19 protein-coding genes are annotated in these 22,232 nt (G+C 69.6%); 8 read left to right on the plus strand and 11 right to left on the minus strand.

The features are described from left to right. Window positions 1–320: 320 nt before the first annotated feature. Entirely contained in the window at window positions 321–896 is a 576-nt protein-coding gene (locus tag AB8P05_RS08225) for a DUF1178 family protein (RefSeq protein ID WP_472757591.1), read from the minus strand. A 202-nt stretch (window positions 897–1,098) separates the two neighbouring features. Between AB8P05_RS08225 and AB8P05_RS08230 the strand changes: the two genes are divergently transcribed. Continuing rightward, window positions 1,099–1,659 (plus strand): class I SAM-dependent methyltransferase, encoded by a 561-nt coding sequence (locus AB8P05_RS08230; protein WP_472757592.1) that lies wholly within the window; start codon window positions 1,099–1,101, stop codon window positions 1,657–1,659. Window positions 1,660–1,666: 7 nt separating this feature from the next. Here AB8P05_RS08230 and AB8P05_RS08235 read toward each other — a convergent pair whose 3' ends face one another. Next, window positions 1,667–2,248: an RNA methyltransferase gene (locus AB8P05_RS08235; protein WP_455172761.1), complete on the minus strand. Its 582-nt coding sequence runs from the start codon at window positions 2,246–2,248 to the stop codon at window positions 1,667–1,669. A gap of 79 nt (window positions 2,249–2,327) precedes the next feature. Here AB8P05_RS08235 and AB8P05_RS08240 point away from each other — a divergent pair, with 79 nt between their 5' ends. The 3 genes from AB8P05_RS08240 to AB8P05_RS08250 all read left to right on the plus strand — a co-directional run bounded on the left by AB8P05_RS08240 (window position 2,328) and on the right by AB8P05_RS08250 (window position 5,798). Further along, window positions 2,328–3,485, plus strand: a complete 1,158-nt coding sequence (locus tag AB8P05_RS08240) for an asparaginase (protein WP_472757593.1) — start codon at window positions 2,328–2,330, stop codon at window positions 3,483–3,485. A gap of 61 nt (window positions 3,486–3,546) precedes the next feature. Next, window positions 3,547–4,452 (plus strand): AraC family transcriptional regulator, encoded by a 906-nt coding sequence (locus tag AB8P05_RS08245; protein WP_472757594.1) that lies wholly within the window; start codon window positions 3,547–3,549, stop codon window positions 4,450–4,452. Window positions 4,453–4,571: 119 nt separating this feature from the next. Continuing rightward, complete coding sequence (locus AB8P05_RS08250; protein ID WP_472757595.1) at window positions 4,572–5,798, plus strand: class I SAM-dependent methyltransferase; 1,227 nt, start codon at window positions 4,572–4,574, stop codon at window positions 5,796–5,798. 75 nt (window positions 5,799–5,873) lie between these two features. On the opposite strand, the gene AB8P05_RS08255 is transcribed toward AB8P05_RS08250, so the two are convergent. Beyond that, window positions 5,874–7,256, minus strand: coding sequence for an aspartate aminotransferase family protein (locus AB8P05_RS08255; protein WP_472757596.1), 1,383 nt, complete (start codon window positions 7,254–7,256; stop codon window positions 5,874–5,876). A 226-nt stretch (window positions 7,257–7,482) separates the two neighbouring features. Between AB8P05_RS08255 and AB8P05_RS08260 the strand changes: the two genes are divergently transcribed. Further along, the gene (locus AB8P05_RS08260; protein WP_472757597.1) at window positions 7,483–8,118 is read left to right on the plus strand and encodes a glutathione S-transferase family protein; all 636 of its coding nucleotides are present in this window, start codon (window positions 7,483–7,485) and stop codon (window positions 8,116–8,118) included. A 45-nt stretch (window positions 8,119–8,163) separates the two neighbouring features. Here the strand turns inward: AB8P05_RS08260 and clpB are convergent, their stop codons facing one another. Beyond that, window positions 8,164–10,767 carry an ATP-dependent chaperone ClpB gene (gene clpB, locus AB8P05_RS08265; protein WP_472757598.1) on the minus strand — a complete coding sequence of 868 codons (2,604 nt, stop codon included), beginning with the start codon at window positions 10,765–10,767 and terminating at the stop codon, window positions 8,164–8,166. A 303-nt stretch (window positions 10,768–11,070) separates the two neighbouring features. On the opposite strand from clpB, the gene AB8P05_RS08270 reads away from it, so the two are divergent. Together AB8P05_RS08270 and AB8P05_RS08275 are read left to right on the plus strand one after the other, a co-directional pair. Beyond that, window positions 11,071–11,658 carry an NUDIX domain-containing protein gene (locus tag AB8P05_RS08270; protein WP_472757599.1) on the plus strand — a complete coding sequence of 196 codons (588 nt, stop codon included), beginning with the start codon at window positions 11,071–11,073 and terminating at the stop codon, window positions 11,656–11,658. 130 nt (window positions 11,659–11,788) lie between these two features. Further along, the gene (locus tag AB8P05_RS08275; protein ID WP_472757600.1) at window positions 11,789–12,553 is read left to right on the plus strand and encodes an MOSC domain-containing protein; all 765 of its coding nucleotides are present in this window, start codon (window positions 11,789–11,791) and stop codon (window positions 12,551–12,553) included. A 10-nt stretch (window positions 12,554–12,563) separates the two neighbouring features. On the opposite strand, the gene AB8P05_RS08280 is transcribed toward AB8P05_RS08275, so the two are convergent. Next, window positions 12,564–13,001, minus strand: a complete 438-nt coding sequence (locus AB8P05_RS08280) for a DUF4167 domain-containing protein (RefSeq protein WP_472757601.1) — start codon at window positions 12,999–13,001, stop codon at window positions 12,564–12,566. 283 nt (window positions 13,002–13,284) lie between these two features. Further along, window positions 13,285–14,133: a peptide chain release factor N(5)-glutamine methyltransferase gene (gene prmC / locus AB8P05_RS08285; RefSeq protein ID WP_472757602.1), complete on the minus strand. Its 849-nt coding sequence runs from the start codon at window positions 14,131–14,133 to the stop codon at window positions 13,285–13,287. A gap of 97 nt (window positions 14,134–14,230) precedes the next feature. Between prmC and AB8P05_RS08290 the strand changes: the two genes are divergently transcribed. Next, window positions 14,231–14,821, plus strand: a complete 591-nt coding sequence (locus tag AB8P05_RS08290; RefSeq protein WP_472757603.1) for an endonuclease domain-containing protein — start codon at window positions 14,231–14,233, stop codon at window positions 14,819–14,821. On the opposite strand, the gene prfA is transcribed toward AB8P05_RS08290, so the two are convergent. The 5 genes from prfA to ptsP form a co-directional block, all read right to left on the minus strand. Next, entirely contained in the window at window positions 14,709–15,782 is a 1,074-nt protein-coding gene (prfA, locus tag AB8P05_RS08295) for a peptide chain release factor 1 (RefSeq protein WP_472757604.1), read from the minus strand. The genes AB8P05_RS08290 and prfA overlap by 113 nt on opposite strands. After that, window positions 15,757–17,088, minus strand: coding sequence for a glutamyl-tRNA reductase (hemA, locus tag AB8P05_RS08300; RefSeq protein WP_455172774.1), 1,332 nt, complete (start codon window positions 17,086–17,088; stop codon window positions 15,757–15,759). The genes prfA and hemA overlap by 26 nt, the downstream gene beginning before the upstream one ends. A 38-nt stretch (window positions 17,089–17,126) precedes the next feature. Further along, window positions 17,127–18,293, minus strand: a complete 1,167-nt coding sequence (gene ispG / locus AB8P05_RS08305; protein WP_455172775.1) for a flavodoxin-dependent (E)-4-hydroxy-3-methylbut-2-enyl-diphosphate synthase — start codon at window positions 18,291–18,293, stop codon at window positions 17,127–17,129. A 148-nt stretch (window positions 18,294–18,441) separates the two neighbouring features. After that, window positions 18,442–19,719 carry a helix-turn-helix domain-containing protein gene (locus AB8P05_RS08310; protein WP_472757605.1) on the minus strand — a complete coding sequence of 426 codons (1,278 nt, stop codon included), beginning with the start codon at window positions 19,717–19,719 and terminating at the stop codon, window positions 18,442–18,444. A gap of 187 nt (window positions 19,720–19,906) precedes the next feature. Continuing rightward, the gene (gene ptsP / locus AB8P05_RS08315) at window positions 19,907–22,186 is read right to left on the minus strand and encodes a phosphoenolpyruvate--protein phosphotransferase (RefSeq protein WP_472759322.1); all 2,280 of its coding nucleotides are present in this window, start codon (window positions 22,184–22,186) and stop codon (window positions 19,907–19,909) included. Window positions 22,187–22,232: the final 46 nt, after the last annotated feature.

The raw sequence follows: 22,232 nt of genomic DNA on the forward strand, positions 1-22,232 counted from the left end.
TGTCCTTCAGAGCCCCGTCTGCGGGACAGTGCGGCATTTGCCGTCCGGGCGGTCGCGTCCGGGTTTCTCCCCGTAATTCGTACGCCCTTGACCTGCCCAATTGTTTGATACAGATCATTGTTGGGCGCACCCCCTACCTTGGTCGATGGGACGGCGCGCCGGCCGGGGACGATCCCCCGGGAATCCCGGCTCGGGCTTGGCTTTGACGGGATATGGAAAAGGCGCCCCCGTTTCCGGGCGCGCCTTGCAAACCGTCAGCTTTTCAGATGGTTTCGTTGGGAATCAGTGTCGCGGCCGCGGTCGCGCGGCCGGCGCCTTCCTCAGGAATCGGTCCGCGGGATCCACGGAATGCGGTGAAATGTCACACCTTCCTCGTGGAGTTCGGCGACCTCGTCGTCCGACGCCTCGCCATAGATGCCGCGGGGATCGGTCTCGCCGTAATGGATGCGCCGCGCCTCCTCGGCGAAGCGGTCGCCGACATAATCGCAGTTCTTCTCCACGCTGCGCCGCACCTCGGTCAGCTGCCGCATCACCTCGGCCACCGCCTCGCGCTGGGCGTCGTTCAGGCTTGGCGGCAGGGCGGCGACCATGTCGGCGGCGCTGGGCAGCGGGACCGGGGCGGGGATCGGCGCCGGAAGGCCGGCCGGCACCGGACCGGGAGCGGCCGCGGGCGGGGCGCTGGCCGCGACGGCTTCGGCCTGTTCGCGGGCGCGGTCGGCGGCCTTGGCGACGCCCTTGGCAATGCGCGGGGCCATCGGCGCCTTGCCGACGATCGTGTCGCCGCAGATCGGGCAGGCGATCTGGTGCGCCGCCGCCTGCTCGTCATAGGCCGCACCGTTGCGGAACCACGCCTCGAACCGATGGTCGGCCGAGCATCTCAACGCGAAGAGGATCATATCCCCACAAGCCCCAAACTGACCCGCAACGACGAAGCTCCGTCCCGGCACGCCGTTCCGGGTTGCGGCGCGACTCGGGAATCGCCTTAATTCAGCACGGCGGGACCGCGCCGTCAAACGCCGGGCGGGTCCTTCGTCCATACCCCCTGTGATATCGTTCCCGCGGCCGCGGAAAAGAAGCCCCGACCAGGAGAATCCGACCATGCCGACGCCGCATCCGCTGTCGCCGCCCTCCCCCTGGGTGGAGCGATTCGCCCCGCTGGTACGGGCCGGTGGCCCGGTGCTCGACCTCGCCTGCGGCGGCGGGCGGCATCTGCGGCTGTTCCACCGGCGCGGCCATCCGGCGGTCGGGCTGGACCGCGACCTCGGCGGCGTCGCCGACCTGGAGGGCAGCGCCGGCGTCACCCTGATCCAGGCCGATCTTGAAGGCGGCGACTCGGGCGTCTCTCTCGCCACCCTGCCAATCGACGGGCGCTTCGCCGGGATCGTCGTCACCAACTACCTGCACCGTCCGCTTTTCCCCGCCATCCTGGCGGCACTGGAGCCGGGCGGCGTGCTGATCTACGAGACCTTTGCCGACGGCAATGCCCGCTTCGGCCGCCCGTCCTCCCCCGACTTCCTGCTGCGGCGGGGCGAGCTGCTGGAGGCGGTGCGCGGCACGCTTCAGGTGGTGGCCTTCGAGCAGGGGGAGATATCGGTGCCCAAGCCAGCGGTGGTGCAGCGGATCTGCGCCGTCGCCGGGAACGATCCGCTGCCGCTCTGACGCATCCTTACTCGTCGCTGCCGTCGGCCGGCTTCTGCTCCCCGCGGATGCGGCGGCGGCGGTCCTCCTTGCGCATGATCTGCTTGCCATGCTTGTGCTGCGCCGGCCCCTCCAGCGGGCCGCCGGGACGCACCGGCCGTTCGGCGAAGCGGCCCAGCGAGATCATCCGGTCATACATCACCAGCGCCCCGGCAACGCCGACATTGATGCAGAAGGACATCGGGATCTTCACCACATGGTCGCAGCGCGCCAGCAGGGCGGGCGACAGGCTGTCGCGCTCCGGCCCCAGCACATAGGCGGCACGCGACGGGTGGCGGAAGCTGGGCAGTTCCACCGCGTCGTCGGTCAGCTCCACCCCCACCAGCATGCAGTCCCTGGGCAGGGTGAAGTCGGCAACCCGTTCGTGGATGTAGAGCGGCAGGTGCAGCGTGGCGCCCGAGGTGTCGACCAGCTTCGTCTCCCGCAGGTCCGGTTCCGGATCGATGGCGAAGAAGAAGGAGGCGCCGAAGGCATGGGCGGTGCGCATCAGGTTGCCGACATTGCCCGGCTTGCTGATCCGCTCCACCCCGATTCCGAAATAGCCACGCATGAAGAACCCGCTGATCGAAGTAAGGATATGACCGGGCGGGAGCTTGCCGCCGCCGCCCGCCCGAGGCAAGCTTGCCGGCATGAGCCAAGACCATACGCACGACCATTCCTGCTGCGGTGGGGATCACCACCACGGCCATTCCCACCATCACGGCCATTCCCACCACCACGGCCACTCCCACCCTCATGGTGAGAGCGCCGAAGGCCGCGCCGACCTGTCCGGCCCGGCGGAAAGCCCGATCACGGTGGAGGTGACGCGCGGCAGCCTGGTGGAGTCGGTCCACCGCGCCCGCGCCTGCATCGTCGATGCCGGCGGCCATGTGCTGGCGCGCTGGGGCGACATCGACGCGCCGGTCTACCCGCGTTCCGCCATCAAGTCGCTGCAGGCGATCCCGCTGGTGGAAAGCGGCGCGCTCGACGCCTTCGGGCTGGGGGACGAGGAGCTGGCGCTCGCCTGCTCCTCCCACAATGGCGAGGCGCGGCATACCGAACTGGTGCGGTCCTGGGCGGAGCGGGTCGGGCTGACGCTCGACGACTATGAATGCGGCGCGCAGATCCCCTACGATCCCGCCACCGCCGAGGATCTGGTCCGCCGCGGCGAGGCGCCGACCGCCTTCCACAACAACTGCTCCGGCAAGCACAGCGGCTTCCTGACCACGGCGAAGCACAGGGGCGAGCGGCTGAAGGGCTATGTCCGCTACGAACACCCGGTTCAGCAGCGCATCCTCGGCGTGATGGAGCAGATGACCGGCCAGGATCTGTTCGGCGCGCCCTGGGGCGTGGACGGCTGCTCCATCCCCACGATCGGCATCCCGCTGGGCGCCATCGCCTATGCCATGGCCCGCATCGCCGACCCGGTCGACCTGCCCGACACGCGGGCCGAGGCGGTCACCCGCATCGCCGCCGCCTGGGGCAGGCACCCCTTCCTGATCGGCGGCACCGGAACCTTCGACACCGCGCTGATGGAGGCGGCCGAAGGCGCCGTCCTGGTCAAGGCCGGGGCCGAGGGGGTCGGCTGCGCCGTGATCCCGGAACAGGGCATCGGCATCGCGCTGAAGATCGAGGACGGCGCCGCCCGCGCCCGCGAGGTGGCGATGGCCGCCCTGATCCGCTCGACCGGGGCGCTGACCGACGCCCAATGGGCGCGCGTGCCGCAATTGCTGACCACACCGCTGCTGAACCGCGCCGGCACGCGGGTGGGCGAGGTGCGGCCTGCAGCCGGCTGGCCTTCCGTCTAACTCCGCAAGCGCGATCAAGCGGCTGCCGGTTAGCCTCGGCGGGACTGGAGGATGTCACCCCATGGCCCACGACAGCATCTCCGCCGAACTGCCGGTACCTTGCTCCGCCATCGCGGCGAAGCCCGGCACCCGGCTGGATTACGGCGACCGGACCGAACGGGTGGTGGCCTATATCGCCGCCCATCTGGACGAGCCGCTCGACCTCGACCGGCTGGCGGAAGTCGCCTGCTTCTCGCCCTACCATTTTCACCGGGTCTACCGGGCGATCACCGGCGAAACGGCGGCGGAAACCCTGCGCCGCCTGCGCCTGCACCGGGCGTCGGGCGATCTGGTGTGCGACAGCATCGCCATCCCGGCCATCGCCCGGCGGGCGGGCTACGGCAGCGTCGAAGCCTTCACCCGCGCCTTCGGGCAGAGCTATGGCGTGACGCCGGCCGCCTACCGCAAGCGGGGGCGACTCAATCCTCCGGTTCCGACCACTCATCAAACGGAGGACAGCATGCATGAAGTCGAAATCCGCGATCTGCCCGCCTATCGCATCGTCGGGCTGCCGCACACCGGTCCCTACATGACCATCGGCGTCAGCTTCGACCGGCTCTATGCCTGGGCATCGAAACAGGGGCTGATCGGTCCGGGCACCCGCAGCTTCGCCATTTATTACGACGATCCCGAGTCGGTGAAGCCGGAGGAGCTGCGTTCCTTCGCCGGGCTGATGCTGAACCTGGGTGTCGTGGAGGATGGGGCGATCCGCGTGGTGGACATTCCCGGCGGCCGCCATGCCGTGGTGCGGCACAAGGGTCCCTATGCCGAACTGGGCGCGGTCTACCGCTGGCTCTACGGCGAGTGGCTGCCCGGCAGCGGCCACACCCCGGGCAATGCCCCCTGCTACGAGGAATACCTCAACAACCCGCGGGCCTTGCCGCCGACCGAGTGGCTGACCGAGATCTGCGTTCCGCTGGCGGATTGAGATCGGCCGAGACCTCCGCCACCGAATGGCTGCGCCATCGGACGGCTGCCATCGGACGGCTGCCATCGTACGGGCGCGGTGCTATGGTCGCCGCGCCCGTTCCTTATGAGCAGTCCCCCATGAGCATCGACGACCTGCGCGCCCAGTACGAAGCCTATCCCTACCCGGCGCGCAACCCGGCCGACGAATCCAAGCGCCTGATCACCGGCTCGCCCAGCCATCTGGACGAGCTGGTCCAGCATGTCTTCGGCGGCCGGATCGACCATTCCAAGCCGCTGCGCGTGCTGGTGGCGGGCGGCGGCACGGGGGACGGCACCATCATGCTGGCGCAGCAGATGGCCGATGCCGGCAACCCCGGCCGCATCACCTACATCGACCTGTCCGACGCCAGCCGCGCCGTCGCCGAGGCTCGGGCCAAGGCGCGCGGCCTGACCAACATCGACTTCCGCCGCGGATCGCTGCTGGAACTCGACGGGATGGGACCGTTCGACTACATCGACTGCTGCGGCGTGCTGCACCATCTGGACGATCCGTCGGCCGGCCTGCGCTCGCTGGCCGGCGCGCTGGCGTCCGGCGGCGGCATCGGCATCATGGTCTACGCCCCCTATGGCCGCACCGGCGTCTATCCGATGCAGGAGGCTCTGCGCGGCATGACCGACGGGCTGCCGCCGGCCGAGAAGGTGGCGCTGGCCCGCCGGCTGATCCAGGCGCTGCCGCCGACCAACTGGCTGCTGAACAACCCGCACATCAGCGACCACCGCTTGGCCGACGCAAACCTCTACGACCTGCTGCTGCACAGCTGCGACCGCCCCTACAGCGTGCCGCAGCTGGCGGAGCTGGCGGACAGCGCCGGGCTCGCCATCGCGACGCTGATCGACCCGCTGCGCTACGAGCCGTCGCTGTGGGTGAAGGACGCCCGCGTCCTGAAGCGGCTGGAGGGGATGGGCATGCTGGACCGCGCCGCCTGGACCGAGCGCGTCACCGGCGCCTTCACCAAGCACATCGCCTATCTGCTGCGCCCCGCCGACCTGGACGCCGCCCGCATCCTGCCGGACGGGCCGGATGTGGTTCCGGTGCTGCGCGACATCGACGGCCCCACCGTCGCGAAGAATGTCCCGCCCGGCGGCAGCCTGGAGTTCGACCTGATGGGCAGCGTGGTGGCGCTCCCCCTGCCCCGGCTGGCCGGCCCGATCCTGTCGCGGATCGACGGGAAGACCAGCCTGGGCGCCCTGCACGCCGCCATCGAACCGACGACGAAGGCGACCTGGGAGCAGTTCCTCACCCAGTTCCGCCAGCTGTTCGACGCGCTGGGCGGCCTGGGCAAGATGCACCTGCGGCGGGATTAAGTTCCCTCTCCCCACCGGCTTCTCCCCCTCTCCCTTCGGGGAGAGGGGATCTCAGGGGCGGGAGAGGGTATCAACTCACCCCCGCAGCACGGACACCGCGGCGTCCAGCGCCTTGGTCAGCCGGTCGAAGGTCTCGTGGATTTCCGCCTCGGAGATCACCAGCGGCGGGCACAGCGCAATGGAATCGCCCATGGCGCGGACGATCAGGCCGTTGTCCTGGCTCAGCCCGTTGACCACCGCGCCGGCGCGGCCGACGGGGTCGAAGGGAGTCCTGGTCGCCTTGTCGGCCACCAGTTCCAGCGCGCCGATCAGGCCGGTGCCGCGGGCCTCGCCGACCAGCGGATGATCCGCCAGCGCCTTCAGGCGGCTCTGGAAGGCCGGGGCGACCGAGCGGACATGGCCCAGCACGTCGCGCTCCTCGTAGATCTTCAGCGTTTCCAGCGCCACCGCCGCCGCCACCGGGTGGGCGGAGTAGGTGTAGCCATGGCCGAAGGTGCCGATCTTCCGGCTCTCGTCGACGCAGGCGCGATAGATCGCGTCGGTGACCATCACGGCGGAGATCGGCAAATAGCCCGACGACAGCTGCTTGGCGCAGGTCAGGATGTCCGGCTGCATGCCCACGGTCTGGCTGCCCCAGAAATTGCCGGTGCGGGCGAAGCCGCAGATCACCTCGTCGGCGACCAGCAGGATGTCGTATTTCTTCAACACCGGCTGGATCTTGGCGAAGTAGGTCGCGGGCGGAACCACGACGCCGCCGGCGCCCATGATCGGCTCGGCGAACATGGCGGCGATGGTGTCCGGCCCCTCGGCCAGGATCAGCGCCTCCAGCTGTTCGGCGAGGCGGGTGGCGAAGGCATCCTCGCTTTCGCCCTCAAGCCCGTTGCGGTAATGGTGCGGGCAGTCGCCATGGATGATGCGGGCGATCGGCAGGTCGAAGTCGCGGTGGTTGTTGGGCAGCCCGGTCAGGCTGGCGGTCGCCACCGTCACGCCGTGATAGGCGCGCTGGCGCGAGAGGATCTTCTTCTTCTCCGGCCGGCCGAGCGCGTTGTTGTAGTACCAGATCAGCTTGATCGCGGTGTCGTTGGCTTCCGATCCTGAATTGGCGAAGAAGACCTTCGACATCGGCACCGGTGCCAGCCCGATCAGCTTTTCCGCCAGATCGATGCCGGGTTCGTGCGACTTGTGGCCGAAGATGTGATAGCTGGACAGCTGCCGCATCTGCTTGGCCGCCGCCTGCACCAGCCGCTCCTCCCCCCAGCCGAGCGAGACGCACCACAGGCTGGCCATCCCCTCGATATAATCCTTGCCACCGTCGTCGAAGACGCGGACACCCTCGCCGCGCTCGATGATCAGCGGCCCCTGCGTCTCGTGGACGTCTAGGTTGGTGTAGGGATGGAGGATGAAGGCCTTGTCGCGGCTGGCGGCGGAGTTGCCGACGGTGCTGCCCGAAGCGGTCATGGAGAGGGTCTTCCTGTTCAGTCTTGTCGGTTTCGTTCCCCCCGCAATGCCCGGGAGGTCTGCCGGGGGGTGTTCGATTTGTTAAACAGTACCGCCGATCATACGCACAGTTCGGCCACTCGACAAACCTGCTTCGTGGTCATCCGTGCCATGCGCGCAAGGCGCTGGCGGGACGCCGGAGCCGATGGGACAGCTTGACCGGAACGACAGGACGGGAGGAACCGCTTTGCCCACGCTTTATGGCATGCCCAGCACCGCCGCGATGGCGCCGCACATCCTGCTGCGCGAGATCGGCCGGCCGTTCGACCTCGTGCTGCTCGACCGCGACAAGGGGGAGCACAGGAGTGCGGCCTATCTGGCGCTGAACCCGCACGGCCGGGTGCCGACGCTGGTGGACGGCGATCTGGTGCTGTACGAGGCCGCCGCCATCTGCCTGCATCTGGCCGACAGGCATCCGGAGGCGAAGCTCGCCCCGGCGGTCGGCACGCCCGAACGGGCGGAGTTCTACAAGTGGCTGGTCTACCTGACCAACAGCGTCCAGGCGGAGATGCTGCTGTATTTCTACCCCGAACGCTATGTCGAGGGCGCGGAGGCGCAGGCCGCCTTCAAGGCGGCGACCGAGGCCCGGCTGAACGGCCATTTCGATGGGCTGGACCGGGCGCTGGCGGGGCGTACGTGGCTGCTTGGCGACACGTACAGCGCGGCCGACCCGTACCTGTTCATGCTGTGCCGCTGGACCCGATTCATGGGCCGGCCGGCACGTACGCTCGCCAACCTGGGCCCGTACTTGGCCCGCGTGCTGGAACGCCCGGCGGTGAAGGCGGCCTTCGAGGCTGAGGGGCTGGCGGCGCCGTATTACTAAAACGCCCTCTCCCGGGGCGGGAGAGGGGATTTCAATGTCGACCGCTCACCCTTTGCGAACCAGCCCGCTGACCGGCTGGCCGTCGATGGTCAGCGATCCGCCTTCGGCCCCGACCGCCACGGTCTGCCCGTCCTTGATCCGGCCTTCCAGGATCAGGGTCGCCAGCGGGTTCTGCAACTCGCGCTGGATCACCCGCTTCAGCGGACGGGCGCCGTACACCGGATCATAGCCGGCCTCGGCCAGCCATTCGGTCGCGGCCTCGTCCACCGTCAGCGTGATCTCGCGGTCGGCGAGCATCTTGGTCAGGCGGCCGAGCTGGATCTTGACGATGCCGCCCATATGCCGGCGGTCGAGCCGGTGGAACAGCAGGATCTCGTCCAGGCGGTTCAGGAACTCCGGCCGGAAATGCGCCCGGACGGCTTCCATCACCTCCTCGCGCACCGCACCGCTGTCCTGGCCCTCCGGCTGCTCGGCCAGCGCCTGCGAGCCGAGGTTGGAGGTCATGATGATGACGACGTTGCGGAAATCGACCGTGCGGCCCTGCCCGTCGGTCAGGCGGCCGTCGTCCAGCACCTGCAGCAGCACGTTGAAGACGTCGGGGTGGGCCTTCTCCACCTCGTCGAATAGCACGACCTGATAGGGCCGGCGGCGCACCGCCTCGGTCAGCGCCCCGCCCTCCTCATAGCCGACATAGCCCGGAGGCGCGCCGATCATGCGGGCGACGGAATGCTTCTCCATGTATTCCGACATGTCGAGCCGGACCATCGCCGTCTCGTCGTCGAACAGGAATTCGGCCAGCGCCTTGGTCAGCTCGGTCTTGCCGACGCCGGTCGGTCCCAGGAACAGGAAGGAGCCGATGGGACGGTTCGGGTCCTGCAAGCCGGCCCGCGCCCGGCGCACCGCGTTGGACACGGCGACGATGGCCTCGTCCTGGCCGATCACCCGGCCGCGCAGCTTGTCCTCCATCGCCAGCAGCTTCTCGCGCTCACCGGCCAGCATCTTGTCGACCGGCACGCCGGTCCAGCGGCTGACCACCGCGGCGATGTCGCCGTCGCGCACCTCCTCGTTCAGCATGCGGCTGCTGGCATGCTCCTCGGCCTCCTTCAGGGCCTTTTCCAGGCCCGGAATGACGCCGTAGGCCAGCTCACCCGCGCGGCCCCAATTGCCGTCGCGCTGCGCCGTCTCCAGTTCGGTGCGGGCCTTCTCCAGGTCCTCCTTGATCTTCTGCGCGCCCTGCAGCTGGTCCTTCTCAGCCTGCCACTTGGCGGTCAGCTCGGCCGACTCCTGCTCCAGGTCGGACAGCTCGCGCTCCAGGTTGACCAGACGGTCGCGCGAGGCGGAGTCCTGCTCGCGCTTCAGCGCCTCGCGCTCGATCTTCAGCTGGATGATGCGGCGGTCCAGTTCGTCGATGGCCTCCGGCTTGCTGTCCACCGCCATGCGCAGGCGGCTCGCCGCCTCGTCGATCAGGTCGATGGCCTTGTCGGGCAGGAAGCGGTCGGTGATGTAGCGGTTGGACAGGGTCGCCGCCGACACGATGGCACTGTCGGTGATGCGCACGCCGTGGTGCACCTCATAGCGCTCCTTCAGGCCGCGCAGGATGGAGATGGTGTCCTCCACCGTCGGCTCCGACACGAAGACCGGCTGGAAGCGCCGGGCCAGCGCCGCGTCCTTCTCGATATACTTGCGGAACTCGTCCAGCGTGGTGGCGCCGACGCAGTGCAGCTCGCCGCGCGCCAGCGCGGGTTTCAGCATGTTGGAGGCGTCCATCGCGCCGTCCGACTTGCCGGCGCCGACCAGCGTGTGCAGTTCGTCGATGAAGACGACGATCTCGCCGGCCGCCGCCTGGATTTCCGACAGGACGGCCTTCAGCCGCTCCTCGAACTCGCCGCGATACTTGGCGCCGGCCACCAGCGCGCCGAGGTCGAGCGACAGCAGCTGCTTGTTCTTCAGCCCTTCCGGCACGTCGCCCTTGACGATGCGCTGGGCCAGCCCTTCGACGATGGCGGTCTTGCCGACGCCGGGCTCGCCGATCAGGACGGGGTTGTTCTTGGTGCGCCGCGCCAGGACCTGGATGGTGCGGCGGATTTCCTCGTCGCGGCCGATCACGGGGTCGAGCTTGCCGTCGCGCGCCGCGGCGGTCAGGTCGCGCGCATACTTCTTCAGCGCGTCATAGCCCTGCTCGGCGCTGGCGCTGTCGGCGGTGCGGCCCTTGCGGATGTCGTTGATGGCGGTGTTCAGCGCCTGCGGCGACACGCTGGCGGACTTCAGCGCACGCGCCGACGGGGTGCCGTCGGCCATGGCCAGCGCCAGCAGGATGCGTTCGGCGGTGACGAAGCTGTCGCCGGCCTTCTCGGCGACCTTCTCTGCCTGTTCGAAGACGCGGGAGAGTTCGGGCGTCAGGTAGAGCTGACCGGCGCCGCTGCCCTCGACCTTCGGCAGCTTGTCCAGCTCGGCGTCGACCGCCGACAGGGCCGCCCTGGGGTCGCCGCCCGCCGCACGGATCAGGTTGGCGGCGAGGCCCTCCTTGTCGTCCAGCAGGGTCTTCAGCAGATGTTCCGGAGTCAGGCGCTGATGCCCGCGGCGCACGGCCAGGGTCTGCGCCGACTGGATGAATCCGCGGCTGCGCTCGGTGTATTGCTCGAAATCCATGATGCTCCCCTTATCTCCCGTCGACCGTCCGCGAGGCAGCCCGGCCAACACGATCCACGCAATTGTGCGATCCGCAAGGATGCTGCCGGAGATGTAGGCAGGGCCGGAGGTCATGCAAGACCATCGGCGTAGAAAGGTTATCGCAGGAGAAATCCTGCCGTCCGGCCGTCCCCCGGACCGCGTAGGACCGGGAAAAGGGGTAGCGCGCGACCCGCCGATTGCCCCCCTACACGGCGCCCGCCCGCCCCGGCTAGACTGCCGCCAGCCCGCCTTCCGCCGGTTTCCCCGCCCCGGATTCCCATCATGACCGATCTGGCCAGCTCCACCACGCCCCCTGCCACGCGCCCCGCCACGCGCACCGCCACCGACCTGAAGCCCGCAACAGCGCCCGAGGGCCAGACCACGCCGCGGACCATCACGGCGCGGCTGCTGCGCCTCGCCTGGAGCCTGCGCGGCATCTGGCACCGGGTGGCGCGGCCGCTGACCATGGGGGTGCGGGCGATCATCCTCGACGAGTCGGACCCGGCCTGCCCGCGCGTGCTGCTGATCCGCCACAGCTATGTCGGCGGCTGGCATTTCCCCGGCGGCGGCGTCGGGCGGGGGGAAACGCTGTCCGACGCCATGCGGCGGGAGGTGCGGGAGGAGGTCGGTCTGATCGCCGACCGTCCCGCTCAGCCTTTCGGCATCTATGCCCGCTTCCGCAACGGGGCGAGCGACCATGTGGCGGTCTTCGTCGTGCGCGGATGGAGCGGCCAGCCCAAGGCGGACGGGATGGAGATCGTGGAGGCGCGTTTCTTCCCGATCGATCGGCTTCCGGCGGAGCTGTCGCCGGCCACCGGGCGGCGGCTGCAGGAATTTCTGGGGCACCAGCCCGTCGCCGAACGCTGGTAGCGGCACCAGATGATGGGGGTGGAGCGGGCGGTCCGGATGATCCCCGGCCGCCTATCCCCCAGCCGCAAGGTGAGAAACAGGCACCGCATCGGTTGACAGGGACGCTCCGGCCCTTTCATTGTGCAGTGCAATGAACGCCACACTGACCGCCATCCGCCGCTATCCCGTCAAGGGCATGAGCGGCCAGGACCTGACCGCCACCGACCTGACCGCCGGACAGGCGATCCCGCTCGACCGCCGTTACGGTCTGCTGCACGGCCCGGCCGCGCTGGATACCGAGACGGAGGGCTGGCGCCTGCCGTCCGACTTCTTCACGCTGGACCGCACGGAAAAGCTGGCGGCGCTGCAGACCGAATTCGACGAGGAGACGCGGGCGCTGCTGATCCGGCGCGGCGGCCGGCAGGTGTCGCGCGGCCGGCTGGACCAGCCGATGGGCCGGACGCTGCTGGAACAGTTCTTCGCCGCCTATCTGGCCGGCATCGTCCCCGGCATGCCCCGCCTGATCGAGGCGCAGCACGGCGCCTTCGGCAACAGCGAGGAGCCGTCGGTCACCCTGCTGAACCTCGCCAGCCTGCGCGACCTGGAAGAGCGGATCGCCAAGCAGCCGGTCGATCCGCGCCGCCTGCGCGCCAACCTGCTGCTGGACGGCGTCGATCCCTGGGCGGAGCGCGGCTGGATCGGCCGGACGCTGACCGTCGGGCCTGCGACGCTGGAGGTGGTGGAGGCGCTGGACTGCACGCCCGGCAACGACGTGAACCCGGACAGCGGTATCGCCGACCTCAGCCTGCCGACCATCATGGAGCGCGGCTACGGCCACAGCCAGATCCTGCTGCGCGCCCGGGTGACCGGCGGCGGCCGGATCGCGGTGGGCGACCCGGTCACGCCGGCCGGATAAGCATCAAGTCTCAGGCGTTGACGGCCGCCCGTTCCTCGCCGTCGGTCTCGTCCTCGGCCGGCTGGTCGTCATCCTCGCCAACCTGGGAGGACCCTTGCGGCTGATGGCTGTGCCCGTTGCCGGGCTGGCCGCCGCGCTGGCGGTTTTCCGATTCCTGGATCTGGTTGATGATGCGCAGGTAATGCTCCGCATGCTGCAGGTAGTTTTCCGCCTGCACGCGGTCGCCGGACGACATCGCGTCGCGAGCCAGCGCCTGGTACTTTTCCTGCACCTGCCACGCATTGCCGCGGATGCGGACGTCGGGGCCGTTGCTGTCGAAGGTCTGGTGACGCAGCGGAACATTCTGGCGCCGGCCGGCACCGCCGCCGCCACCACCACCACCGCCGCTGCCCCCGCCGCCGCTGTTGCCACGACCACGCGAACGCCTGGAGTTCGGTCCCTGTCTCATTCGGCTCTTAAGGCCCCATGCAAGAGAAGCGCAGTCCCCGGAACGCTCCGGCGGCCATCCGGCCTTCCGGCCCGGCCACCGAGCCCGCCATGGACGATTTCCATGGGTCGCTCACGGGGTTCAAACGACGCGTCCGCATCGGGTGCGGCGGGCCATGGCGGTCAGCGCTCGGCAGAAAACCATCCGAGTTTCTTGCTCCGCAGGCCGTAGGTTCGCGGTCGTGTACCGCACACTACCCGGCAAAGCCTGCCGATCCAACCGTTTTTTTGGATAACCGCCCGTCCTACAGGCCCTTTCGTGCCCTGACGCAGCGCTTTACCCCACCGAGGTCACACAGGATCGCGGTCTCCCCCAACCCCTGCGCCTCGACCAGCGCCGCCACGTCCTCCGCCTGACCCTGCCCGACCTCGAAGGCGGCCAGCCCGCCGGGCACCAGCAGGCGCGGCAGTTCGGCGGCGAGGATGCGGTAGGGCTCCAGCCCGTCCGGCCCGCCATCCAGCGCGCGGAGCGGATCATGCTCCCGCACCTCCGGCTCCAGCGCAGCAATGTCGGCGCTGGGGATGTAGGGCGGGTTGGACACCACGATGTCGAAACGATCCCCGATCCCCTTGGCCCAATCGCCGGTCTGGAAGCGGGCGCGGTCCGCCAGCCCGTTGCGCTCGGCATTGCCGGCCGCCCCCTCGACCGCCAGCGGGCTGAGATCGACGCCGAGACCGGTGGCGTTCGGCAGCTCCGACAGCAGCGCCAGCAGGATGCAACCTGTTCCGGTTCCGAAATCGACAAGTTTTAGATTGGCTTTTCGGTCAGGGATCGCGGCCAGCACCGCCTCCACAACCGTCTCGGTGTCGGGCCGCGGCTCCAGCGTGTCGGGATTGAGGGCGAGGTCGATGGTCCAGAACTCCCGGTGCCCCAGGATGCGCCCCACCGGCTCCCGCGCGGCGCGCCGCTCGACCAGCGCCAGGGCGCGGGCGGCATCGGCGTCGGGAATGGTTTGTTCCGCCTTCGTAACGAAGTCGGTGCGGGTGAGGGTCAGCGCATGTTCCAGCAGGTAGCGGGCGTCGAGTTCCGGCGTATCGACACCGGACTCGCGCAGGCGAGCTTCGGCCTGGGCGCGCAGGGTGCGGAGGTTCATGGATGCACTCCCCTCCCCCGTGACAACTCATCCCCTCCCCGCCCAGCGGGGGAGGGTTAGGGTGGGGGCAAACTCCCCACACATACGCACTCCCCCCATGCGCGACCCCGTCCTCAAGCACCGCGCCCGCGGCATGCGCATGCTGCCGACCGACGCCGAGCGGCGCCTGTGGCGGTACCTGCGCAACGGCCAGCTTGGCGGCTGGAGATTCCGGCGTCAGCATCCTATCCCTCCCTACATCCTTGATTTCGCCTGCCTGGAGGTTTGTCTCGCGGTCGAGGTCGATGGCGGGCAGCATGCCGACTCCGGCTATGACGAATCGCGCACGGCGTTTTTGATGGAGCGCGGCTGGCGGGTGTTGAGGTTTTGGAACAACGATGTTCTTCGCAATCCCGAGGGGGTGGCGGCGAGCGTGCTGGAGGCTTTGGGAGGGCCAAGGAGTGCGGACACTTGCCCCCACCCTAACCCTCCCCGCTCTCGGCGGACCTTTGGTCCGCCTGCCGCGTCAGCACAAAGCGGAGCTTTGTGCGAGAGCTGGGCGGGGGAGGGGATTAGGGGTCGCTTGGCAAAGCCCTTCACCCCAGTTCCGCCAGCCGGGCGGCCTCGTCCTCGGACACCAGCGCGTCGACCAGCTCGTCCAGCGCTTCGCCGGCCATCACCTTGTCGATCTTGTAGAGCGTCAGGTTGATGCGGTGGTCCGTCACCCGCCCCTGGGGGAAATTGTAGGTGCGGATCCGTTCGGACCGGTCCCCGCTGCCGACCTGGTTCTTGCGGTCGGCGGCGCGGGCGGCGTCCTTTTCCGCACGCTCGCGGTCGTACAGGCGGGCGCGCAGCACCTTCAGCGCCTTGGCCTTGTTCTTGTGCTGCGACTTCTCGTCCTGCTGGCTCACCACCAGACCGGTCGGCAGGTGGGTGATGCGCACGGCGCTGTCGGTGGTGTTGACCGACTGGCCGCCGGGGCCGGAGGAGCGGAAGACGTCGATCCGAAGATCCTTCTCGTCGATGTGGATGTCCACCTCCTCCGCCTCGGGCAGCACGGCGACGGTCGCGGCGGAGGTGTGGATGCGGCCCTGCGCCTCGGTCGCCGGCACGCGCTGGACGCGGTGGACGCCGGACTCGAACTTCAGCCGGGCGAACACGCCGCGGCCGGTGATGTTGGCGGTGGCCTCCTTGTAGCCGCCGATGCCGGTCTCGCTGACGTCCATCGCCTCGAACCGCCAGCCATGCAGGCCGGCATAGCGGCGGTACATCTCGAACAGCTCGGCGGCGAACAGGGCGGCCTCGTCGCCGCCGGTGCCGGCGCGCACCTCCAGGATGGCGTTCTTCTCGTCCGCCTCGTCCTTCGGCAGCAGCGAGATCTGCACCTTGCGCTCCAGATCGGGGATGCGCTTGGTCAGGAGGTGGAACTCCTCCTCCGCCATCGCCTTCATCTCTGGATCGGCGTCGGGTGCTGCGATCATCTCCGCCAGATCGGCGGCCTCGGCGCGGCCCTTCTTCAGCTCCGCGATGGCTTCGGCGATGGGGGTGAGGTCGGCATATTCCTTGGACAGCCGGGCGAAGTCGCCGGACTCGGCAAGGCCGGCCGCAAGCGTGTCGCGCAGCTCGTCGTACCGGGCCATCACCTTATCGAACTTCTCGTCCAGGCTCACGTCGCTCGTCCTTATCCCGTTCGTTCTCTTCCAGTGCCGCGCCCGTCACCCTGTCCAGCCCGAAGAGCCGGAACATCAGCCGTTCGGCGGCGGCCCGTTCGGCCAGCCCTTCGCCGCTGCCGTCGGCGGCCAGCGCCCGCAGCGCCTCCGACGGGGCGTGCAGCAGCCGGTTGACCAGCAGCCGCGTCGCCGACGCCGCGTCCAGGTCACCGTGGCCGGCCAGCAGGCGCCGCCGCTCCGCCTCGAAATGGGTGCGGAGCGCCGCCACGGCGGGCACCGCGGCGCGTTCCGCCCGGTCGCGGGCGAAGGCGGAAACCGCCTCGTCCACGATCATCCAGGCCGCCTGGGTCGCCGCCTCGCGTCCGACGCGGCCCTGCAGCGCCACCCGCTCCAGATCGGCCAGATCATAGACGAAGGCACCGTCCATGCGCGCCACCGCCGGATCGACGTCGGCCGGAATGGCGGCATCGACCACGAAGACCGGCCGGCGGCGGCGGCGCTTCAGCACCGCCTCCATCATCGGAGCCGTGAGGATATAGCGCCCAAGACCGGCCGCGGCCACCAGGATATCGGCGCCGGTCATCGCCGTCTCCAGATCGGCCCAGGGGGCGAAATGCCCGTCCAGCCGCCGCGCCGCCGCTTCCGCCCGCCGGTCCACCGGCGCCGCCACCGTCAGCCGCGGCAGCCCGGCCTCGCGCAGCCCCTCCAGCACCAGGGCGCCCATGTCGCCCAGCCCCAGCAGCAGGGCGCCGCAGCGCCGGATGTCGCCGTGCAGGTCGCGCGCCACCTGGATGGCGGCGGCGGCCAGCGAGGTGGCGCCCTCCGCGATGGGCGTCTCGCTGCGCACCCGCTTGGCGGCGGCATAGGCGGCCTGCAGAACCGCCTCCAGCTCCGGCCCGGTCATGCCGGCCGACGCGGCGCTGCGGTGAGCGGCCTTCAGCTGGCCCAGGATATGCGGTTCGCCGACGATCTGGCTGTCGAGCGAGCAGGCCACCGCGAACAGGTGGCGCACCGCGTCGATGCCGGTGCGGGTGTAGAGCTGCGGTGCCAGATCGGATGTCGGCAGGCCGACGCGGTCGGCCATCGCCTCGGCGATCGTCAGCGCCGCTTCGTTGGGGCGCTCATGGACCGCCTGCACCTCCACCCGGTCGCAGGTGCTGAGCCAAAGCGCCTGCCCCACGCCCGCGGCGCGCAGCCGGTCCAGCATGCCCGCCACTTCCGCCTCGTCGGTGGACAGGCGGTCGCGGACGGCGCCGGAACAGGTCCGGTGGCTGGCACCGATGACGAGGTAGGAGGTGGTGGTCACGCCGAGGGTCGCTGTCCCTTGCCCGAATTCCGGGCAGCTTACTCCGCGGCGGGGGCCACGTCTTGCCTGCTCTCGGCCTCCGCAGCCTCTGCGGCTTCCGCGGCGGCCTTCGCCGCCTCGATCTCCGCCGCCTTCTTCTCGACCAGCCCGACCAGATGCTGGACGATGTCCTGGTCCTTCAGCCGGTGGTCGGTGACGCCGGACAGATAGACCTGATGGGTGTTGTTGCCGCCGCCGGTCAGGCCGATGTCGGTCTCCCGCGCCTCGCCCGGGCCGTTGACGACGCAGCCGATCACCGACAGGGTCAGCGGCGTGGTGATGTGGGCCAGCTTCTGTTCCAGCAGTTCCACCGTCTTGATGACGTTGAAGTTCTGCCGGGCGCAGCTGGGGCAGGAGATGACGGTCACGCCGCGGCGGCGCAGGCCCAGCGACTTCAGGATGTCGTAGCCGACCAGAACCTCTTCCGCCGGATCGGCCGACAGCGAGACGCGCATGGTGTCGCCGATGCCTGACCACAGCAGCATGCCGAGCCCGATGGACGACTTCACCGTGCCGGCGCGCAGGCCGCCCGCCTCGGTGATGCCGATATGCAGCGGATAGTCGCAGGCCTCGGCCAAGCCCTGGTAGGCGGCGACGGCCAGGAAGGCGTCGGACGCCTTCACCGAGATCTTGAACTCGCGGAAATCGTTGTCTTCCAGGATCTTGGCGTGGTTCAGCGCGCTTTCGACCATCGCCTCCGGGCAGGGCTCGCCGTATTTCTCCAGCAGATCCTGCTCCAGCGAGCCGGCATTCACGCCGATGCGCATCGAACAGCCATGATCCTTGGCCGCCTTCACCACCTCGCGCACCCGCTCGGCCGAGCCGATGTTGCCGGGGTTGATGCGCAGGCAGGCGGCACCGCTCTCCGCCGCCTCGATGGCGCGCTTGTAGTGGAAATGGATGTCGGCGACGATCGGCACCTTCACCTGCCGCACGATGTCCTTCAGTGCCAGCGCCGACTCGCGGTCGGGGCAGGAGACGCGGACGATGTCCGCCCCCACCCGCTCGGCCGCCTGGATCTGCTCCACCGTCGCCTTGACGTCGGTGGTGGGCGTGTTGGTCATGGTCTGGACCGAAATCGGCGCATCGCCGCCGACCAACACGTTGCCGACGCGAATCTGGCGCGATTTGCGGCGAAGGATCTGGCGGTAGGCGCGGACGGTCATCTCAGGTCAGCCTCTGGACAGCGAAAGCGGTGCCGGGAGCCGCATCCTAGCGCAGCCGGCGTCAGGCCAGAAGTGCGGTCCGCCGCCCCGGATTCAAGATCGGGTATTCAAGCCATGCAATTAAGTGGGCGATGCGGGATGGCGGGGCTCAGCGCCGCACCACCCCGTGGCTGTCGATGGCGACGTCGCGCAGGACCTGCCCGACCGAGCCCAGCGGCGGGCTTTCGCCGCCGTCGGCCATCACCACCAGACCGCCGGCATTGCCGGTGCGGATCTTCACGTTGGGCTTGTCGGGAACGCGGAAGGTGTCGCCCGGCTTCAGCACGCGGGTGAAGACGATCTCGCTGCCGTCGCGCACCTGCAGCCAGCTTTCCTGGGTCGCCTTCAGGACCAGCTTCGCGTTGGTGTTCAGCGTGCCATAGACCTTGCCGTTGGCCGGCACCGTCGCCGTCGGCGCGGCCGGGGCGGCCGGCGGGTTGGCCGCGGCGTTCAGCGGAGTCGGGTCCTGGGGGGACGCCTCCTCGTCATCCTCCGGCGGCGGGGCCGGAACGTTGACGATGGTCTGCCCCGGGGTCTGCCCGGCCGCCTGGTTGGTGGACGGCGGGTTCGCGGACGGCAGCGGCGACTGGGCCGGCGGCAGAACCGCGGGCGGAACGGCCGCGACGGCCGGCGGCTTGCCGGCAGCCGTCAAAGCGGCCGGAGCCGGCGCAGCGGGGGCGGCCCCCTGCGGCGGCTTCACCGCGGCACCCGGAGCAGGGGCGCCGGTCGCCGGGGCGGGAGTCGCCGGAGCAGCGGCAGGCGGCGGCGTGGTGGACGTGGCCGGAGTGGACGTGGTCGGGGCGGGCGTGGTCGGGGCGGAGGCGATCACCGGTGCCGGAACCGACGGCTCCGCACCCGGCTGCGTCGCGGTGCCAGCCTGCTCGGGCGCCGGGGTTGCCGGCTTGGACGGCACGCCGTCCAGCAGCGAGACCAGCCGGTCCGGCAGGGTCGGCACCAGATCGGTCACCGTCCGGTCGGTCGCCGACAGATAGTACCAGCCGCCATAGACGATGCCGGCCAGCACCAGCGTGCCCAGCAGCAGCGTCCCGCCCGACGCGCGCCCTTCGGCCGCCGGGGTCGGCAGGTACAGCTCCTGCCGGCGGACGGTGCCCGCCGCCTCGTCCTTGTAGCGGGTGACGACGGTGTCCGGGTCCAGCCCCAGGCACTCGGCATAGGAGCGCAGGAAGCCGATGGCATAGGTGCTGCCCGGCAGCTCGTCGAACCGCCCTTCCTCGATGGCCAGCAGATACGGGTAGCGGATGCGCAGCATCGCCGCGACGTCGCGCAGGTCATAGCCGTGCGCCATGCGCGTGGAGCGCAGAGTCTCGGAGACGGAGGGGCCGGGCGGGGCCGGATCGAAATCGTCGAAAACCTTGCGCTTGGCCATGGGCTCGCCATCTGCTCGCAACTTGCGCGCACGCCGAAAGTCATGCGCAACCGGGGCATCCGTGCGGATGCAACAAGCGGAATGGGTACGACAGCCGCTCCCGCGGCGCAACCGCAATGACCGCGGGTCAGGGGGTGCGGGTCGTGACAAGTGGCCTGGGGAGTGGCCTGGGGGCGAGGTTGCCCCCTCAGATCATCACCCCGTGATCCTTGGCGAAGGTCTTCAGCTTGTCGCGCAGGCTGTGGTCGGCGCCGGTGTAGAGCCCGCTCATGTACTGCCGCAGCGCCGCGACATCCAGCGAGCGCAGCATGGTCTTCACCGGACCGACCGACGGCGGCGACATCGACAGGGTGCGGAAGCCGACGCCGATCAGCGCCATGGCGTCCAGCGGCCGGCCAGCCATCTCGCCGCAGATGCTCAGCGACACCTTGTGTTTGGCGCACTCGTCCACCAGCCGGCGCAGCACGCACAGCATCGACGGCGACAGCGGGTCGTAGCGGGTCGAGGTGCGCGGGTTGCCGCGGTCGGCGGCGAACAGATACTGGGTCAGGTCGTTGGAGCCGACCGACAGGAAGTCCAGCTTGGGCAGCAGGGCAGGAAGTTGCCACAACAGCGACGGCACCTCCAGCATGGTGCCGACGCGCAGGCCGCTGGGCCGCTCGATACCCTGGGAGTCCAGCCGCTTCAGCTCCAGGTCCAGCAGGCGGCGGGCGCCGTCGAACTCCGCGACTTCGGCGATCATCGGGAACATCACCGACAGCGGCCGGCCGGCGGCGGCCAGCAGCAGCGCCCGCAACTGCTGGCGCAGCAGCGACGGGTGGTCCAGGCCGATGCGCACCGCGCGCCAGCCCAGCGCCGGGTTCTCCTCCTCGCCGCCGGTCATGTAGGGCAGCATCTTGTCGCCGCCGACATCCAGCGTGCGGAAGACGATCGGCTTCGGATCGACCTCGTCCAGGATGCGGGAATAGAGGTCGGTCTGCGCCTTCACGTCGGGATAGGAGGCCCGGACCATGAAGGGAATCTCGGTGCGGTAGAGCCCGACCCCCTCGGCGCCGCTGGCGGTCAGGTGCGGCAGGTCGATCAGCAGGCCGCAGTTCAGCTGGATGGAGATCGGCACGCCGTCGCGCGTCACCGAAGGCAGGTTGCGGATCTCCGCATACATCTGCTCCTTGCGGTGCTGCAGCGCCACCGCCTCGGCGAAGGCCATCTGGATGTCTTCGGCGGGACGGATGAACACCTGCCCATGGTCGCCGTCGACGATCAGCTGATCCAGCGGCTCGATCCGGTTCAGCGCATCGGCCGCCTGCACCACCGGGATGTTCAGCGCGCGGGCGACGATGCAGACATGGCTGGCCGGCGACCCTTCCTCCAGCAGCAGGCCGCGCAGGCGGGTGCGGTCGTAATCCAGCAGCTCCGCCGGCCCCATGGAGCGGGCGACCAGGATCATGTCGTCCGGCAGGGTGGCGCCGTCGGTGCCGCTGGTCTTGCCGGCCAGATGTTGCAGCAACCTGTTGGTCAGGTCCTCGAAATCCATCAACCGTTCCCGGATGTAGGGATCGGTCAGGTGGCTCATGCGGGCGCGGGTGTCGTTCTGCACCTGCTGCACCGCGGCCTCGGCGGTCAGGCCGACGCGGATCGCCTCGCGGATGCGCGACAGCCAGCCGCGGTCCTCGGCGAACATCCGGTAGGTCTCCAGGATGTCGCGCGGTTCGCTGAGGCCCGCCAGCGACGCCGCTTCCAGCAGGTCGTCGATGGCGCTGTGCATGGTCTGCAGCGCGGTGTTGAAGCGCTCCAGCTCGACGTCGGCGTCCTCCGCCACCATCTGGCGGACGGTCAGCTGCGGCCGGTGGATGACGGCCAGCCCCATCGCCAGCCCGGCGCTCATCGCCGTACCGGACAGGCGGGCGGGCAGCAGCACGGGATCGCCGGTGGTGGTGACCTCCACCGGGTTGACCAGCTCGCTCTGGGCCACCAGCTCGGCGACGACCATGGCGATGGTCTGGAGGGTTTCCACCTCCTCCTCGACATAGCGGCGGCGATCCTTGTGCTGGATCACCAGCACGCCGCGCACCTTGCTGCCGCGCAGGATCGGCACGCCGGCCAGCGACTGGAACGGATCCTCCCCCGTTTCCGGGCGGTAGGCGAAGCTGGGATGGGAGGGCGCGTTGTCCAGAGCGACCGGGCGGGCGTGGCCGGCGATGTAGCCGACGATACCCTCGCCCACCCGCAGGCGGGTGTTGTGGACGGCGGTCTTGTTCAGGCCCTCGGTGGAGAACAGCTCCAGCACCTCGCCGGCCCGCATGATGTAGCAGGAGCAGACGTCGGCCTTCATCTCGGCCGCGATCAGCGTGACGATCTTGTCCAGCCGGTCCTGACCCGACCCCGACCCGGCCATGATGTCGCGCAGACGCGCGAGCAGCCGGCGCGACGAGGTGCCGTCGAAGCGGGAATGCATGCCCCCTCCCATACCGCCGCCCATACCACCATCGCCGGCTGCCGTGTCGAGGGTGTCG

This window comes from Azospirillum sp. VT-I1, assembly GCF_055698305.1.